The following is a 16055-nucleotide window of genomic DNA, read 5'->3' on the forward strand; positions in this document are numbered from 1 at the left end:
ACCACCCCCGCTCCCGTCGTCGACCCGGCAGCCACCGGCAGCGGCTTCGGCCCGAAGCTCCTCATCCCGGTGCTCGTCGGGCCGCTGCTCAACCCGATCAACACCACGATGGTGTCCGTCGCCCTCACACCGATCTCCCGCGACCTCGGGATCGGTGCGGCACAGGCGATCTGGCTCGTCGCAGCCCTGTACCTGGCGAGTGCGATCGCGCAGCCGACGATGGGCAAGCTCGCCGACCGCTTCGGCCCGAAGAAGGTCTTCCTGACCGGGCTCGTGATCGTCGGCGTCGCCGGGGTCGTCCCCGAGTTCCTGACCGGCTTCGGCGGCGCGGTGTTCGCCCGCGTCCTGATCGGCATCGGGACCTCGTCCGCGTACCCGGCGGCCCTCACCACCCTGCGGCAGCACTCGGCGCGGATCGGGAAGCCGACCCCGCCGCTCGTGCTCGGAGCGCTGTCGATCACCTCGCTCGTGTCCGCCGCGGCCGGGCCGCCCCTCGGCGGTGCGCTCATCGCGGCGTTCGGCTGGCACGCGATCTTCCTGGTGAACGTGCCCCTGGCGGCGTTCGGCATCGTCGTCGCGTCGATGTGGCTGCCGTCTGACCGTCTCCGTCCGCGTGACGACGAGGCCCTGCCCGTCCTGCAGGCGCTCGACCCGTTCGGCATGCTGCTGATGACGGGCACGGTCTCCGCGCTGCTCGTGTTCCTGCTCGACCTGTCCGCCGGGCTGTGGTGGCTGCTCGCGGTGGCGATCGTGCTGCTCGTCGCCCTGGTGCTCTGGGAGCTGCGGGCGGTCCGGCCGTTCGTGGACGTCCGGATGCTCGCGCGGAACGGCGCCCTGTCCCGCACCTACGTGCGGCTGTTCCTGACCTACCTGCTCGCGTACACGATGACCTACGGGTTCTCGCAGTGGGTGCAGGACGTCGCCGGGTACTCGAGCGACGTCGCCGGGTACATCCAGCTGCCCGCAGCGATCGTGGCCGGGATCGCGTCGTTCGTCGTCGCCCGGAAGACCGCCGTGCGCGGACCCCTGATCGTCGCGGCCGTCGTGCCGATCGTCGGCGGGGCGCTCCTGCTCTTCCTGCACACCGGGTCGCCGGTCGTGCTGCTCGCCCTCGCGCCGGCGCTGTTCGGCGTCCCACAGGCCCTGGCGTCGGTGTCGAATCAGGCGGCGCTGTACCGACTGGTGCCCGCGTCGTACATCGGCACCGCGGCCGGGCTGTCCCGCACGGCGGTGTACATCGGGGCGATCGGGGCGTCGTCGCTCATCGGTGGTGTGTTCGGGCAGGCCCCGACCACGCCGGACCTGCACGTGCTGGCGTGGGTGATCCTCGGCGTCGCGGTGCTCCTGACGGTCCTGACCCTGGCCGACCGGCGCCTGCGCGCGGCCGCCGCGCCCGCCGCCGCCGCGCCCGGTACCCTGATCCGGTGACCGACCCGACCCCCACGCACTGGACCCTGACGCTCGTCTGCGACGACCAGCCCGGGATCGTGCACGCCGTCTCCGGAGCGGTCGTCGCCGCCCACGGCAACATCACCGAGTCGCAGCAGTTCTCGAGCGTCGACACGAACACGTTCTTCATGCGCCTGCAGGTCATGGCGCCGGTGGACCGCGCGACCTTCGAGGCAGCACTCGCCCCCGTCGCCGCCCGCTACGACGCCCGTGTCCAGCTCGACGTCGTCGGTCGCCCGCTGCGCACCCTGGTCCTCGTGTCGAAGGCCGGCCACTGCCTGAACGACCTGCTCTACCGGCAGCGCGGCGGACAGCTGCCGATCGAGGTCCCCCTCGTCCTGTCGAACCACCCGGACCTGGCCGAGCTCGCGTCGTTCTACTCGGTGCCGTTCGAGCACCGGCCGGTGTCGGACGCGCAGAGCAAGGCCGCCATGGAGCGCCGTGTGCTCGAGGCGGTGGAGGAGCACGACATCGAACTGGTCGTCCTCGCCCGCTACATGCAGATCCTGTCGCCGGAGCTCTGCGCGGCGCTCGAGGGCCGCGCGGTCAACATCCACCACTCGTTCCTGCCCGGCTTCAAGGGCGCGAACCCCTACCGCCAGGCGCACGCCCGCGGCGTGAAGCTCATCGGTGCGACGGCGCACTTCGTCACGAGCGACCTGGACGAGGGCCCGATCATCGAGCAGAACGTCGTCCGCGTCGACCACACGAAGGACCCCGCCGAGCTGGTCTCCATCGGCCAGGACGAAGAGTCCCGCACCCTCACCCAGGCGGTGCGCTGGATCGCAGAGGACCGCGTCCTGCTCGACGGCGCCCGCACCATCATCTTCAAGTAGGCAGCACCATGACGAACGCCCCGCAGTCCCCCGTCGACTGGGAAGCGGTCCCCGGCCCGTCCCCCGCCGGCAAGCAGCGACGACCGTTCGACGCCTGGCGCGTGCTCCGCATCCTGGTCTGCACGTTCGGCCTGCTCTCGCTGGCGTTCTGGGGCTACTGGTCGTGGCAGCTCCCCCTGCCCGGCTACCTGTTCATGATCGGCGCTCCGCTGTTCGCCGCCGTCGTCTGGTACTTCTTCCGCTCGCCGGCCTCGCCGATCGAGACCGACATCGTCGGCAAGACGATCGTCGAGGTCGCCCTGGTCATCGCCGCAGGCGCGACCTGGCTCTCCATCGGCCACCCGGTCGTGGGCTTCGTCTTCATCGTGATCGCCGCCCTGAGCGGCGTGATCGCGTTCCGCAGGGAGACCGCATGAGTGCCACGGGCCTCCAGGCCGGCCGGGAGGCCCAGCGCACCCTGGTGCGCGCATCCCGCGTCGTCGACGCGGCCGGGTCCACGGCGGACGGCTGGGTCCTGCTCACCGGTGACGTGGTCCACGCGGTCGGCTCCGGCCCCGAAGCTCCCGCGGCGGACCGGGTCGTCGACCTGGGTGACGCGGTCCTGACGCCCGGGTTCACCGACCTGCACGGACACGGCGGAGCGACCGAGTCCTACGAGGACGACTCGTTCGCCGGGTCGCTCGCGATGCACCGGTCGCACGGCACGACCCGCTCGGTCTTGTCGCTCGTCGCGAACCCGATCCCGGCCCTCGCGGCGTCGCTCGCGCAGGTCCGTGCCGTGATGGCGGCCGACCCGCTCGTGCTCGGGGTGCACCTGGAGGGGCCGTTCCTGTCCCCGCACAACAAGGGTGCCCACAACGAGTCGTTCCTCGTCGACCCGTCACCCGCAGCGGCCGAGGCGCTGCTCGAGGCCGGCGAGGGCGTCATCCGCCAGGTCACCATCGCGCCGGAACTCCCCGGTGCCCTCGACGCCGTCCGCCGGTTCGTCGCCGCCGGGGTCACCGTCGCCGTCGGCCACACCGTCAGCACCCATGACCAGGCCCGTGCCGCGTTCGACGCCGGCGCGACGCTGCTGACCCACGCGTTCAACGCGATGCCGGGGCTGCACCACCGTGCACCGGGGCCGATCGGTGCCGCCGTGGCCGACGACCGGGTGACGCTCGAGCTCATCCTCGACGCCGTGCACGTGCACCCCGTCGTCGCGGACACCCTGTTCCGGGCTGCTCCGGGCCGGGTCGCGCTCATCACCGACGCCATGGGTGCTGCTGGAGCGGCCGACGGCTCGTACCGGCTGGGGTCGCTCGACGTCACCGTGACCGACGGCGTGGCACACGTCGCCGGCACCGAGACCATCGCGGGTTCGACGTTGACGCAGGACGTGGCGCTGCGGAATGCGGTGTCGCTCGCCGGACGGACGCTGCCCGAGGCCGTGGCGGCGCTGACGAGCGTGCCGACTGCGGCGCTGGGGCTCGGCGACCGGCTGGGGCGGCTCGCGCCGGGGTACGCGGCGGATCTCGTGGCGCTGTCGCCGGCGCTCGAGGTACAACGGGTGTGGGGCGGCGGGCGCGAGCTGCGCTGACCCGGTCAGTGCCGGACGAGCGCTCCTGCGACGAGCCGGAGCAGCAGGGCGACCGCGCCGACCACTGCGACGGCCGCGCCGATGACGACGACGATCACGAGTCGGGCGACGAAGTGCGCCTCGGTCTCGTCCTCACGGAGGCCGAGTGCTGCGGCGCCGACGAACACGAACAGCGCAGCGACGAGCAGCAGCACGCCGATCCAGGTCGTGGCGCGGAGCGCGGCCGGCGCCGGTACCCGGTTGCGGTCATCCGGGGTCGCCGGTCGGGCCTTGGCGCCCTCGGTCTCCCAATCGGCGAGCTCGGTCATGGTGATCCCCCTTCGTCGGGACGATCGTAGGGGACGGCACGCGCCGAGGCCCGCACGTTCCGCTCCCGTCGCGCGGTCACTCGACGGGGTGGTCCGCCTCGTGCTGGAAGATGCCGTGGAGTTCAGCCATGGTGATGGGGTCGCCGGGCAGCGGTTGGCGGGTGCCGTCAGCGCGGAGCCCGTCGAGCACGATGCCGACCTGCCTGCCGATGATGCGACCGGCGTCGTCGGGGGGAAGGTTCGAGTAGCTGCCGATGCGGAACGCGGCGAACGTCACGTCGTTCGCGGTGACGTCGGCTCGGAGCGATCCCTCCGCCTGCGCTGCGTGGATCAAGGCGTCGAGATGGTCGTTCCACGTCGAGGTGAACTGGTCGCTGTCGTCCAGCGCGACCATCTTCCGGTTGAGGCGCGGGATCGCGGGGTGCTCCTGGAGGACGTCGATGATGCCCATGACCAGGGCGACCACGGCGTCCCATGCGGTCGATCGTGCTGCGACCATGTCCTCGACCCGTGTGAAGTGCACGATGAGTCGAGCGTGGAGTGCGCGGATGACGTCGTCGACGCTCGCGTACCGGCGGTAGAGCGTGGCGATCCCGACACCGGCGAGCTGCGCGAGCTGCACCATCGACGGGTCGGCGTCCTTCACCGCGTAGTGCGCCTCTGCCGCCGCGAGGATCGCCTCGCGACTGCGACGTACTTCGACACGTTCCGCTCGCACACGACGGTTGTCGGACATGCAGGCAACCTATCCGGTTCTTATCTGGAGAGGAACCTCCGTTTCGGAGTACCCTCGCTGAGGGCGCCTGCTTCCAGACCCGAACTCGAAGCAGGCGCCCGCACCCCCTGAGTCGTGTCAGCGGTACCACTCCTCGTCGATCCCGGCCAGCCGAGACGGGTGGAGCGCCGCGGACAGCCCGTAGAAGCGCTGGAAGCTCATGATCAGGGGACGCCAGCGATCCGGATCGATCCGATCGGCGGTTCCCGGAGCGCGGATCGAGTCGTGGACGTGGACCCGGGTGATCGCGGCCTCGAACAAGAAGGTCGCGCTGTCGTCCGTGTCCCCCGTCCCCAGCGGTCGAACGTGCACGACGCGGGCTTCGAGGTTCACGGGGCAGTCGTCGATGCGTTCCGCGCGCACGGTGTCCCCGGTTCTGCCGTGCAGGCCGGCCGAACGCAGCTTGTCCGGTTCGTGGCGGTACCCGGCGGCGGCCTTGTCGATCGGCACCGGTGACCGGCCGGTGGTCAGGGCGAGGTCGTCGACTGCAGGTTGATGACGCACTCCCCGGTGGCGCGCAGGTTCTGGGCGGTCTGTGATCGGCCGCCCATCCCGAGGATGGCGGTCTGCCCTCGCGGCGGTCACGAGGCATCTGCGAGTCTCTCGATCCGTGACACGTTCCGCTGGCGGGTTCGCGACATCGCAACCGCCTGCCACGGCCGAGCGATGTGCAGCGGCGAGCGCCGTACTCTGGTCCAGTGGCAGGGGGAAGCACGAGGGCGCAGCCGGATCAGCGCAGACGACGACCGCGGAAGCGTCGCCCTCACCGACCACTGACGTGGGCCCGCTTCTGGCAGGGCCTCCGGACGTACGCCCGCAACACCTGGGCGCGCTGGTTCACGATCATCGGCGGCCTCGCCATCCTGCTGACGGTGCCGTACCTGCCCGGCGACGTGTCCGCACTCCGGCAGAACACCGACCTCCAGCAGCGTGGCCGCACGGCGCAGGCGGTCGTCGTCGAGGTCAGGCACGAACACCACGGCGGGTACCGGGGAGGCTCCTGGGACGAGTACTGGCCGGTGACCCAGCAGTCCGTCGACGGCGACGTGTTCACTGCTTCGCTGCGCCGGTACTCCACGCGGGATCCCGACGTCTACGAGCGCGGGAGCCGCCTCGCGGTGCTCTACGATCCGGACCACCGCTGGACGGTCGCGCTCGCAGGCGACGACGCGCGAGCCTTCTTGGAGCGCCAGGTGCGGCACGGGGTCACGGTCGGAGCGGTCGGACTCGCCCTCGTGGCCGTCGGCCTGCCGTTCGACGTCCGCCGCGCACGACGGAAGCGTCGGCGCACGGAGACCGGACGGCCACTCGGTACCGCGCCACGCAGACCCTGCCGCTGACCGCACGGTCGAAGGGTCAGACCTCGACGGCCCCGGCCCGACTCAGCGGTCGATCGGCCGCCCCCGCTGTCCGCTCGCCCAGCGCGTGTCCGCCGTGTCCCCGACCCGGAGCGACAGCGTGCCACCGCGGGTCACGAACGACGCCGGTACCCACGACTTCTCGAGGGCCTGCCCGTTCAACCGCGCACCGTGCACGTACTCCGCCGTGCCCGAGGACCGGATGACGATCCGTTCCCCGCTCGACCGCCGGATGTCCACCGTGCTGAACGTCGGGCTGCCGATGAGCATCTCCGCGCGCCCCGGCGTCTGCGGGAACAACCCGATCGACGCGAAGACGTACCAGGCGCTCATCGTGCCGAGGTCGTCGTTGCCCGGCAGCCCGCTCGGCCCGGTCGCGTAGGCGTCGTCGACGACCTGCCGCACGGTCTCCTGCGTCTTCCACGGCTTGCCGAGCGCGTTGTACATCCACGGCGTGTGGATGTCGGGCTCGTTCGTCGGGTCGAACTTCGTGGCGTCGCCGCCGGTCACCGCGAACGCGCCGCTGCTGTCGTGGAAGAACGCGTCCAGCCGCGCGGCAGCGGCGTCGTCACCACCCAGCGCGGTCGACAGTCCCTGCACGTCCTGCGGCACGAGCCACGTGTACTGCGCGCTCGTCCCCTGCGCGAACCCGGTGCCGGTCGAGGGGGACCAGTCCGGCGTCCACGACCCATCGGCCTGACGAGCGGCCTGGTAGCCGACGGCGGGGTCGAAGGTGTTCTTCCAGTAGGTCCCGCGCTCCGCGAACATCCGGGCGTCGGAACGCAGCCCCAGCGACCCCGCCCAGTACCCGAGCGCACTGTCGGAGATCGAGTCCTCGAGCGTCTCGGCAGCGCCACCCCAGCACGAGCAGTCGTCGTTCGCGGCGTACTGCCGCTGCAGGTACTCGTCGAGCGCCGGCCGCTGCGCCAGGCACTGGCCCGGGCACCCGATGTCGCTCTCGGCGTCGGCGTTCTCGACGGTCGCCTGCCGTTTCAGCGACTGGTAGGCGGCCCGCACGTCGAAGTTCCGGACCCCCATGGCGTACCAGGTGGCGAGCGTCGCAGCCGAGGGGTCACCCGTCATCACGTGCGTCGGCGCCCCCAGGTGGAGCCAGCGGTCCCACACCCCGCCGTTCTGCTGCGCGAACCGAAGCATCGACTGCGCCATGTCCCCGGCGACGTCCGGCCGCAGCAGCGCCAGCAGTTGGATCTGCGCCCGGTACTGGTCCCAGCCGGAGTACGTGCCGTAGACGGCACGGTGTCCCCGGTCCGTGCGGTGCACCCGCTGGTCCGGCCCCAGGTAGCGGCCGTCGCGGTCGTTCAGCGTGTTCGGCTGCATGAGCGCGTGGTAGACGGACGTGTACAGCTGGGTGGTGCGGTCCGCGGTGCCGCCGCCGACGCGCAGGCGCGACAGTTCACGGTTCCAGGAGGCCCGTGTACCGGCCGCCACGCTGGCGACGGTCGAGCGCTGGGTCACCTCGCCGTCGCGGTTGGCGACCGCTCCGGCGGCGCTCACGTACGAGATGCCGATCTTCGCGTGCACCGTCGCACCGCGACGCGCGTCGAAACCGACCCACGCGCCGGAGCCGCGTCCGGCACGGTCGGCGCCGGTGAGGTAGCCCTCCCCACCGGAGGAGGCCGTGCCTCCCGGTCGGACCGTGCCGTCTTGCCAGGTGCCGGTGCTCGTGAAGGCCGTGTCGAAGGTGGCCGTGAAGAACAGGCGGTAGTAGCTGCGGCGGTCGGGGTTGGTGGCCCCGCCGCCGTTCGCGCGGCGGCTGCAGAAGCCGCCGGTCAGGACGCTGCCGCTGACGGTGCGGGTCCGCGCGTCGACGCGGGTGGTCGCGGCCTCGCTGCCGTTGATCGAGTTCGAGGTGCGGAAGAGCAGGTTCGCAGCGCCGCCCGCCGGGAATGCGAACTCGCCGACGCCCGCGCGGGTGGTGACGGCGAGGTCGGTGCGGACGCCGTTGTCGAGCGCGACGCTGTACCGACCGGGGCTCGCGGACTCGTCGTCGTGCGAGTAGCCGGCGGCGTAGACCGCGTCGGTGGAGTCGGACGACGGCGACGTCGTGACCGGGGTCGTGATCGGCATGATCGGCACGTCCCCGGCGGCTCCCGGCGCGCAGCCGGCGCCGTTCAGGTGGGTCAGGCTGAACCCACGCAGCCGGTTCACGTCGTACGAGTAGCCGTTCGCGACCGGGGTCGAGGTCTGGTCGCCCGAGGTGCCGGTCGGGCTCCACTGGAGCATGCCGAACGGGGCGGTGGCGCCGGGCCAGGTGTTGCCGTCGCCGCTCGTGCCGATGAACGGGTCGACGTACCGCGCCGGGTCGGAGACGGTCTTCCCCGCCTGCGTTGCCTGCGCCGAGGGCGAGGCGACGGCCGGTGCGGCGACCACCGCTGTCCCGAGCAGCGCGGTGATCGTGGCCACCGCGGCGAGCGGGAGCGGGCGGAAGAGCGGGCGACGGTGCACGCGGGATCGGTTCACGTCGGCGACGCTAGCCCCCTCGGACGGGGGACGTGCGGTCGGTCACCGAGCCCTCTCCTGCTGTTCACCGGCCGGGTGGTCTTCCACGCGTTCCACTGCCGCGGACGGGTGCCCACTGTCAGGATGGGCGCATGAGCGTCATGGTCTCCGTGTTCGATGCGCACCGCAGCCGTACGAGCGAGAAGTACACGGCGTACCCGCCGGACGTCCTGCCGATGTTCGTCGCCGAGATGGACTCGATGCTCGCGGAGCCGGTGCGTGACGCCCTCGTCGCCGCGGTCACGAACGGCGACACCGGGTACGTCGGCCACGGCCGGGCCCTGCCCGAGGCGTTCGCGGACTTCGCTGAGAGCCGGTGGGCCTGGCGCGTCGACCCCGACCTCGTCCGCACCACCACGGACGTCTCGGTCGCGGCGGTGGAGATGCTCCGCCGGATCATCGAGCCCGGCGACCAGGTCGTCATCATGCCGCCCGTGTACCCACCGTTCTGGGAGTACGTGTCCGAGGCCGGCGGCACCGTCACCGAGGTCCCGTTGCTCGCACCCGACGGCCCCGCGGACCCGTTCGACACCACCGCCGGTTGGCAGATGGACCTGGACGGCCTCGCGCAGGCGTTCGCTGACGGGGCCCGCACGGTGCTGCTCTGCAACCCGCACAACCCCCTCGGCCTGGTGCACGACCGCTCGTCGCTCGTCGCACTCGCGAAGCTGGCGGCCGAGTGGGACGCCGTGGTCGTCTCGGACGAGATCCACGCGCCGCTCGTGCACGCCGACGCGGTCTTCACGCCGTTCCTGGAGTCCTGCCCCGAGGCCGCCGCGCTCGGGGTCTCGTTGACGAGCGCGAGCAAGGCCTGGAACCTCGCCGGCACGAAGTGCGCGCTGATCGTCGGCGCCTCGGAGCGGGCCCGCGGCTGGTTCGACGCGCTGCCGACCGAGGTCGTCGAGCGCACCGGCATCCTCGGGTACACCGCGAGTGTGGCCGCGTTCAGCGAGGGCGGCCCGTGGCTCGCGTCCCTGCTCACCGAACTGGCCGCGAACCGGCGCACCCTGGCCGAGCGGATCGGTGAGGTCCTGCCCGGCGCGGAGTACCGGCAGCCGCAGGCGTCCTACCTGGCGCGGCTCGACCTGCGCGCGCTGCCGTGGGGCGACGACCCCGCGGCGGTGCTGGTCGACGAGGCAAAGGTGGCGCTCGCCTCGGGACCGGCGTTCGGACGGCAGGGCACGGGGTTCGCGCGGCTCAACTTCGGGTGCTCGGCCGAGACCCTCGACGAGGGCCTCAGTCGCCTGCACATCGCGTTCCGGCAGCGCGCAGACGGCTGACGAGTCCCTCGAGACGCCGGCGTACTGGGTTCAGAAGACGCCGGCGTGCTGAGTTCGGAAGACGCCGGCGTGTGCACTCGACGCCTCGGAACTGACGAGACGCCGCCGAATTCGGCGGCGTCTCGACGACTTGGCGGCGTCACGGCAACACGCCGGCGTGCTCGACCACGCACCGGCGCACTGCTTGAGCAACACGCCGGCGTCAGGGCAACACACCGGCGTCAGGGCAGGTCCTACTCGAACACCTGCCAGGCCGGCTTGTTCGCGTGCGTGTAGCGGTAGTAGTCGGCGAGATGCAGGCCTGCAGCGGCCTCCTCGTCGACGACGACCGTCGCGTGCTCGTGCAGCTGCAGCGCCGAACCGGGAACGAACGAGCTGAGCGGCCCCTCCACCGCGGCGGCGATCGCGTCGGCCTTGGCCGAGCCCTGCGCGACGAGGACGAGCTGCTGCGCCTCGAGGATGGTGCCGAGCCCCTGCGTCATGCAGTGCGTCGGGACCTGCTCGGGCGAGTCGAAGAACCGGGCGTTGGCGTCACGGGTCGACGGCGCGAGGGTCTTGATGCGGGTGCGCGAGGCGAAGGACGACGTCGGCTCGTTGAACCCGATGTGCCCGTTCGCACCGATCCCCAGGATCTGCACGTCGATCCCGCCGGCAGCACGGATCGCGGCGTCGTACTCCTTGGCCGCGAACTCGAGGTCGTCGGCACGACCGTCGGGCACCCGCACCCGCGAGGGGTCGAACCCGAGCGGCGCCACGACGTCGCGTGCGATGACGGCGGCGTACGACTCCGGATGCTCGAGCGGGATGCCGACGTACTCGTCGAGGGCGAACCCCCGGGCTTCGGCGAACGAAATCTCGCCTGCACCGACCCGACGCTGCAGGTCGGTGTAGATGCCCTGCGGGCTGGATCCGGTGGCGAGACCGATGACGGCGGACGGCTTCTTGGCGACGACGGACGCGATCTTGGCCGCGGCGACGCGACCGACCTCAGCCGGCGTGGGCAGGATGATGATCTCCACGCCCCCATGCTACTGGTCATGACCAGTCTCCGACAGGGCCGGATCGGTAGCGTGGGCGCATGCCCACCCCTGACTTCGTCCTGTCCCTCCGTTCGAAGATCGGCACCGATCCGCTCTGGATGACGGGCGTGACCGCGGTGGTCACCCGGGGCGACGGGGACGATCGCGAACTCCTCGTGGTCCGTCGTGCGGACAACGGCTCCTTCACCCCGGTCACCGGCATCATCGACCCGGGTGAGGAACCCGCCGTCGCCGCCGAACGCGAGGTCCTCGAGGAAGCCGACGTCGTCGCCGTCGCCGAGCGGCTGGCGTGGGTGCAGGTGCTGCCGGAGCTGACGTACCCGAACGGCGACCGGGCGCAGTACCTCGACCTGGTGTTCGCCTGCCGCTACGTGTCCGGCACGCCGAACCCCGCCGACGGCGAGAACACCGAAGCGTTCTGGGCACGGCTCGACGACCTGCCCGAGATGCACCCGAACATGCGTGCGCGCATCGCGGCGGCGTTGGCCGACGAGCGCGAGGCGCGCTTCCAGCGCTGACCCCACCGGCCTGGAGGCGCGGGGCGGCCCCGCCACGCGCCTCCAGGCCGCCCGTGGTCGCGCCCACCCCGCGAAAGCGACAGTGTGCCGCCAACGTTCCGCGGGGAACTGTCGCTTTCGCGAAGGGAACGTGCCCGGCCCGGCGTGGACTGTCGCTCAGCGCGAGAGGACGCAGCCGTCAGGCGAGCGGGGCGACCGCCACGGGAGCGCCGAGCAGGCGCACGGCGACGGCCTGGCCCGCGGCACGGCGGTCGCCGACCTCGTGCTGCACGGTGACGACGGTGTCGTCGTCGAGGCGGACCGTGGTGCGGCGGATGGACCCGAGGAAGCTCGAGCTGACGACGGTGCCGGTGATGCCCTCCGGGGCGAAGGCGACGTCCTCCGGTCGGACGTAGGCGAGCACGGGCCCGTCGGCGACCGAGGAGTCGAGCGCGGGCACGCGGAACCCGTACACGAACACGTCGCCGCCGCGCAGATCACCCTGCAGCCGGTTCGACTGGCCGACGAAGTCAGCGGTGAACGCCGACGACGGTGAACGGTACAGCTCCTCCGGCGTGCCGATCTGCTCGATGTCGCCGGCGTTCATCACGGCGATGCGGTCGGAGACGGCGAGCGCCTCTTCCTGGTCGTGCGTGACGAACACGGTCGTGATGCCGAGGTCGGTCTGGATGCGGCGGATCTCGTCGCGGAGTGCGACGCGGACCTTGGCGTCGAGGGCGGACAGCGGCTCGTCGAGCAGCAGGACGCGCGGCCTGGTGACCAGGGCGCGGGCCAGGGCGACGCGCTGCTGCTGCCCGCCGGACAGTTGGTGCGGGTACCGCTCGGCGAACTCGCCCAGGTGCACCATGTCGAGCGCCTCGACGACCCGGGTCCGGCGTTCCGCTGCGGGGACGCGACGCATCTCGAGGCCGAACGCCACGTTCTGCCGCACCGTCATGTGCGGGAACAGCGAGTACTGCTGGAACACCATCCCGATGTCGCGCTTGTTGACCGGGGTGGCGGCGACGTCCTGCCCGTCGATGCGGATGGCGCCGGCGTCGATCGCCTCGAGGCCGGCGAGTGCCCGGAGCGCCGTCGTCTTGCCGCAGCCGGAGGGGCCGAGCAGGGAGACGAACTCGCCCGGTTCGACGCGGAGCGACAGTCCGGCCAGTGCCCGGTGCGCGCCGTAGTGCTTCTCGACGGCCTCGAGCTCGACGGTCGCACCCGTGGAGGAGAGCGACGCCGGGGCGGCGGGGGCGATGACGGTCATGCGGACTCCTTGGTGCGGGAACGGCGACCGGTGCCGATCCGGCCGATGACGACGAGCAGGACGAAGCCGAACACCAGCGCGCCGACCGAGAAGATCGCGGCGACGTACGGGTCGGTCTGCTGCACGAGCACGAGCGCGGTCTGGAAGGTGGTGCGGGACAGGAACGCGGCGAGCGTGTACTCGCCGAGGACCACGGTGATGGTGAGGAAGCACGCCGCGGTGATGCCCCGGCGGAGGTTCGGCAGGAGCACCCGCCAGGTGACCGTCCACCACGACGCCCCGAGCGACCGGGCGGCCTCGGACAGGACCGTCATGTCCATCGCGGTGATGGCGGCGGCGATCGGGCGGAACGCGAACGGCAGCGTGATGACGCCGATCGCGAAGGCCAGCGTCCAGGCACCCGAACCGAAGACCTGCGCGACCACCTGGTAGACGGGGATGAAGCCGACGACGAGCACCACGACGGGCACCGTGATCGGGACGATGCAGACGAACTCCAGCACGCGGCGGAGCCTCGGGTAGCGCAGCGCCGTGATGACCTGCGCGGGCAGCAGGACGAACAGCACGATGCCGACGGTGATGGCGGCGATGAGCAGCGACGCCCCGAGGCCGTCGAACACCGGCTGGTAGGTGGCCGCGTTGACCGGGTCGCCGATGGCCGCCCAGTGCGCGAACGTCAGTCCGCCGTCGGTCCCCTGTCGGAAGGTGAACTGCACCAGGGCGACCAGCGGGACGGCGAAGGCGAGCCCGACCACCGTGAGCACGGCCGTGGCGGTGCCACGAGACGGGGCCGTGCCGAAGCGGCTGACGCGGGTCGGGCCTCCCGGCTGCCGTGGACCGGCCGTGCGCGCGCCGACAGCCGAGTCGACCGCTGCTGCCCCACTGATCGCGCTCATCGCTGCCACCGGGCGGCTCGGCGCTGCAGCAGCGAGTACGCGCCCATCACGATCGCCATCACGACGACCATGCCGAAGGCGAGGACTCCGGCGACGTTCTGCAGGCCGATGAGGGTCTCGCTCGTCAGCTGCGTGCGGATCGTGAGCGGCACGATGCCGCCCTGCGAGATGAGCGCCGCGGCGGTGGCGAACGACGAGAAGCCGTTCGCGAAGAGCAGGAGGAGCGAGCCCCAGAACGCCGGCGCGAGCACGGGCAGGGCGATCCGGCGCCAGTACGTGGCGCGGGAGGCGCCGAGGGTGGCGGCGGCCTCACCCCACTGTGCCTTGACGCCCTCCAACGCGGGCATGAACGTGAGGACCATCAGCGGCACCTGGAAGTAGACGTAGGGGATCACGAGCCCGGGGACCGTGTACAGGAACGCGCCGTTCGCGTTGAGGTCGACGTGGAACACGGCGACCAGCCACGTGGTGACGAGCCCCTGCGCGCCGATCGTGGCGATGAACGCGAACGCGAGCATCACGCCGCCGAACTGGGCGAGGACGCTGGCCGCAGAGTCGATCATCGAACGGACGAGTCCGTCCGGACGCAGTGCTGACAGCGCCCAGCAGACGAGCGCACCGACGACGGCACCGATCACCGCGGACACGGCGGACAGGCCGAACGAGCCACCGAAGGCGCGCAGCACCGACGGGTCGGCGAAGGCCGCGAGGTTCGCAAGGGTGAACGCCCCGTCGCTGGTGAAGAACCCGCTGCCGACGGCGATCACCGCGGGTACGGCGAGGAAGAGCAGGACGTACGCAGCGAACGGAGTGAGGCCGAGCCAGGCCAGGCCGACGCGGCGCCGGACACGGGGTCCGGCGCCGCGGGTGGCATCGGCGGGCACGATCAGCGTGCTCGTCGCGGGTGCGGCGGTCTTCGGGCGCGCGCCCGCCGATGCGGTGGTCATGCTGGTCAGGACCCCATCGTGGAGGACCACTTGGACGACAGCACCTTCGCGGCGTCCGCGACCTGCGCGTCGGTCAGCTCGACGTAGTCCTTCGGCGCGCCACCGGCGGCATCGAGGGCGTCCTGGTCGACCTTGCCCGACTTCTCCATCGCGGAGAGCGTCGCGGGGAAGGCACCGGCCTGCAGGTACAGGTTCTGTGCCTCGGGGCTGGCGATGTACTCCTGCCACAGGCGGGCGGCCGCGGGGTGCGGGGCGTCCTTGTTGATCGCCTGCGAGTAGTACGAACCGAGCGCCTGGCCCTCGGGCACGACGGTCTTCCAGTTCTTGTTGCCGGAGGCGCCCGCGGCCGGACCCCACGCGAGGTTGTTGTACGACCACTGGATGACGACCGGAGTCTCACCCGAGGCCACCGTGGCCTGCGTCGGCAGCACGTTCTGGAAGTTGCCGGCCTGCTTCAGCTTGCCGAAGTAGTCGACGCCCTTGGTGATGTCGTCGGCCGAGCCGCCGTTCTCGAGGGCCGCCAGGTAGACCGCGGATGCTGCCTGGTTCGCCTGGGTCGGGTCGCCGGCGATCGAGACCTTGCCCTTGTACTCGGAGCCGAGCAGGTCCGTCAGGTCCTTCGGGGCGTCGGAGATCTTCGACGAGTCGTACCCGATCGACATCAGGCCCGTGTAGTCGCGGGTCCAGGCGCCGTCCTTCTCCTTGAGGTCGGTGGGGATGTCGTCCCAGTTCGCGACCTTGTAGTCGGTGAGGAGCCCGAGGTTCTCCTGCAGCACGGCGTTGCCGAGGTCGAGGACGTCGGGAGCGGTGGACTGCCCCTTCTGCGACTTCACCGCGGCGACCTCGTCGGCGCTCGAGCCGTTCGGGTTCGCGGAGTTGATCTTGATGTCGTACTTCTTCGTGAAGCCGTCGACGATCTTGCCGTAGTTGGCCCACGACGGCGGCAGCGCGATGACGTTGAGCTGTCCCTCGGCCTTCGCGGCCTTGACCAGGGCGTCCATGCCGCCGGAGGACTCGGCGCTCGTGGCGGTCTTCCAGTCCGTGTCGTCCTTCGTCGTGCTGGCCGAGCTCGTGGCCGAGCATCCGGCGAGGGTGACGATCGCTGCGGCGGCCAGGGCGATGCCGGCGATGGTGCGCTTGTGCTGCACGTGAGGTGCCTTTCGGGTGGGTGCTGCGGGTGCTTCGGGTTGGGCCGCGGTTCTCGGCCCGGGACGATCGTGGACGCGGCCGGTTTCCGCCCCGTGCTGCGGCGGTGAACGGTGGCGGAACAGCGGGTGCGGCTGTGATCTGCGCAACCGGC

16 protein-coding genes are annotated in these 16055 nt (G+C 71.5%); 7 read left to right on the plus strand and 9 right to left on the minus strand.

Annotated features, from left to right (window positions below; translation table 11 throughout):
- The first annotated feature begins 69 nt into the window (after nt 1-69).
- Genes ITJ59_RS10070 through nagA form a run of 4 tightly spaced genes read left to right on the plus strand, consistent with a single transcriptional unit; the run spans nt 70 to nt 3864 of the window.
- Entirely contained in the window at nt 70-1428 is a 1359-nt protein-coding gene (locus tag ITJ59_RS10070; protein ID WP_194650992.1) for an MFS transporter, read from the plus strand.
- Nucleotides 1425-2285, plus strand: a complete 861-nt coding sequence (purU, locus tag ITJ59_RS10075; RefSeq protein WP_194650993.1) for a formyltetrahydrofolate deformylase — start codon at nt 1425-1427, stop codon at nt 2283-2285. Before ITJ59_RS10070 ends, purU begins: the two co-directional genes overlap by 4 nt.
- A gap of 8 nt (nt 2286-2293) precedes the next feature.
- Entirely contained in the window at nt 2294-2701 is a 408-nt protein-coding gene (locus ITJ59_RS10080) for a YrdB family protein (protein ID WP_194650994.1), read from the plus strand.
- Entirely contained in the window at nt 2698-3864 is a 1167-nt protein-coding gene (nagA, locus tag ITJ59_RS10085) for an N-acetylglucosamine-6-phosphate deacetylase (RefSeq protein ID WP_194650995.1), read from the plus strand. The genes ITJ59_RS10080 and nagA overlap by 4 nt, the downstream gene beginning before the upstream one ends.
- A 5-nt stretch (nt 3865-3869) precedes the next feature.
- On the opposite strand, the gene ITJ59_RS10090 is transcribed toward nagA, so the two are convergent.
- From ITJ59_RS10090 to ITJ59_RS10100, 3 genes are all read right to left on the minus strand, one after another.
- Nucleotides 3870-4172 (minus strand): hypothetical protein, encoded by a 303-nt coding sequence (locus tag ITJ59_RS10090; protein ID WP_194650996.1) that lies wholly within the window; start codon nt 4170-4172, stop codon nt 3870-3872.
- 76 nt (nt 4173-4248) lie between these two features.
- Nucleotides 4249-4908, minus strand: a complete 660-nt coding sequence (locus ITJ59_RS10095) for a TetR/AcrR family transcriptional regulator (protein WP_194650997.1) — start codon at nt 4906-4908, stop codon at nt 4249-4251.
- Between the two features lie 117 nt (nt 4909-5025).
- Nucleotides 5026-5451, minus strand: a complete 426-nt coding sequence (locus ITJ59_RS10100; RefSeq protein WP_228511361.1) for a hypothetical protein — start codon at nt 5449-5451, stop codon at nt 5026-5028.
- 194 nt (nt 5452-5645) lie between these two features.
- On the opposite strand from ITJ59_RS10100, the gene ITJ59_RS10105 reads away from it, so the two are divergent.
- Nucleotides 5646-6287 carry a hypothetical protein gene (locus tag ITJ59_RS10105; RefSeq protein WP_194650998.1) on the plus strand — a complete coding sequence of 214 codons (642 nt, stop codon included), beginning with the start codon at nt 5646-5648 and terminating at the stop codon, nt 6285-6287.
- 42 nt (nt 6288-6329) lie between these two features.
- On the opposite strand, the gene ITJ59_RS10110 is transcribed toward ITJ59_RS10105, so the two are convergent.
- A complete protein-coding gene (locus ITJ59_RS10110; RefSeq protein WP_323749470.1) occupies nt 6330-8786 on the minus strand; it encodes a GH92 family glycosyl hydrolase in 2457 nt (818 codons plus the stop codon).
- Between the two features lie 131 nt (nt 8787-8917).
- On the opposite strand from ITJ59_RS10110, the gene ITJ59_RS10115 reads away from it, so the two are divergent.
- Nucleotides 8918-10105, plus strand: coding sequence for a MalY/PatB family protein (locus ITJ59_RS10115; protein ID WP_194650999.1), 1188 nt, complete (start codon nt 8918-8920; stop codon nt 10103-10105).
- A 233-nt stretch (nt 10106-10338) separates the two neighbouring features.
- Here the strand turns inward: ITJ59_RS10115 and nagB are convergent, their stop codons facing one another.
- On the minus strand, nt 10339-11124 hold the full coding sequence (nagB, locus tag ITJ59_RS10120) for a glucosamine-6-phosphate deaminase (protein ID WP_194651000.1): 786 nt from the start codon (nt 11122-11124) through the stop codon (nt 10339-10341).
- Between the two features lie 59 nt (nt 11125-11183).
- Between nagB and ITJ59_RS10125 the strand changes: the two genes are divergently transcribed.
- On the plus strand, nt 11184-11663 hold the full coding sequence (locus ITJ59_RS10125) for an NUDIX hydrolase (protein WP_194651001.1): 480 nt from the start codon (nt 11184-11186) through the stop codon (nt 11661-11663).
- Nucleotides 11664-11841: 178 nt separating this feature from the next.
- Here ITJ59_RS10125 and ITJ59_RS10130 read toward each other — a convergent pair whose 3' ends face one another.
- The 4 genes from ITJ59_RS10130 to ITJ59_RS10145 are packed head-to-tail and all read right to left on the minus strand — an operon-like array spanning nt 11842 to nt 15903.
- Nucleotides 11842-12912 carry an ABC transporter ATP-binding protein gene (locus ITJ59_RS10130; RefSeq protein WP_194651002.1) on the minus strand — a complete coding sequence of 357 codons (1071 nt, stop codon included), beginning with the start codon at nt 12910-12912 and terminating at the stop codon, nt 11842-11844.
- Complete coding sequence (locus ITJ59_RS10135) at nt 12909-13808, minus strand: ABC transporter permease (protein WP_194651003.1); 900 nt, start codon at nt 13806-13808, stop codon at nt 12909-12911. Before ITJ59_RS10135 ends, ITJ59_RS10130 begins: the two co-directional genes overlap by 4 nt.
- On the minus strand, nt 13805-14755 hold the full coding sequence (locus ITJ59_RS10140) for an ABC transporter permease (protein ID WP_228511362.1): 951 nt from the start codon (nt 14753-14755) through the stop codon (nt 13805-13807). The genes ITJ59_RS10135 and ITJ59_RS10140 overlap by 4 nt, the downstream gene beginning before the upstream one ends.
- 5 nt (nt 14756-14760) lie before the next feature.
- Complete coding sequence (locus tag ITJ59_RS10145) at nt 14761-15903, minus strand: ABC transporter substrate-binding protein (RefSeq protein ID WP_194651005.1); 1143 nt, start codon at nt 15901-15903, stop codon at nt 14761-14763.
- Between the last annotated feature and the right edge of the window lie 152 nt (nt 15904-16055).

The organism is Curtobacterium sp. VKM Ac-1393 (genome assembly GCF_015350995.1).
In the GTDB taxonomy this organism is placed as follows: Bacteria; Actinomycetota; Actinomycetes; order Actinomycetales; family Microbacteriaceae; genus Curtobacterium.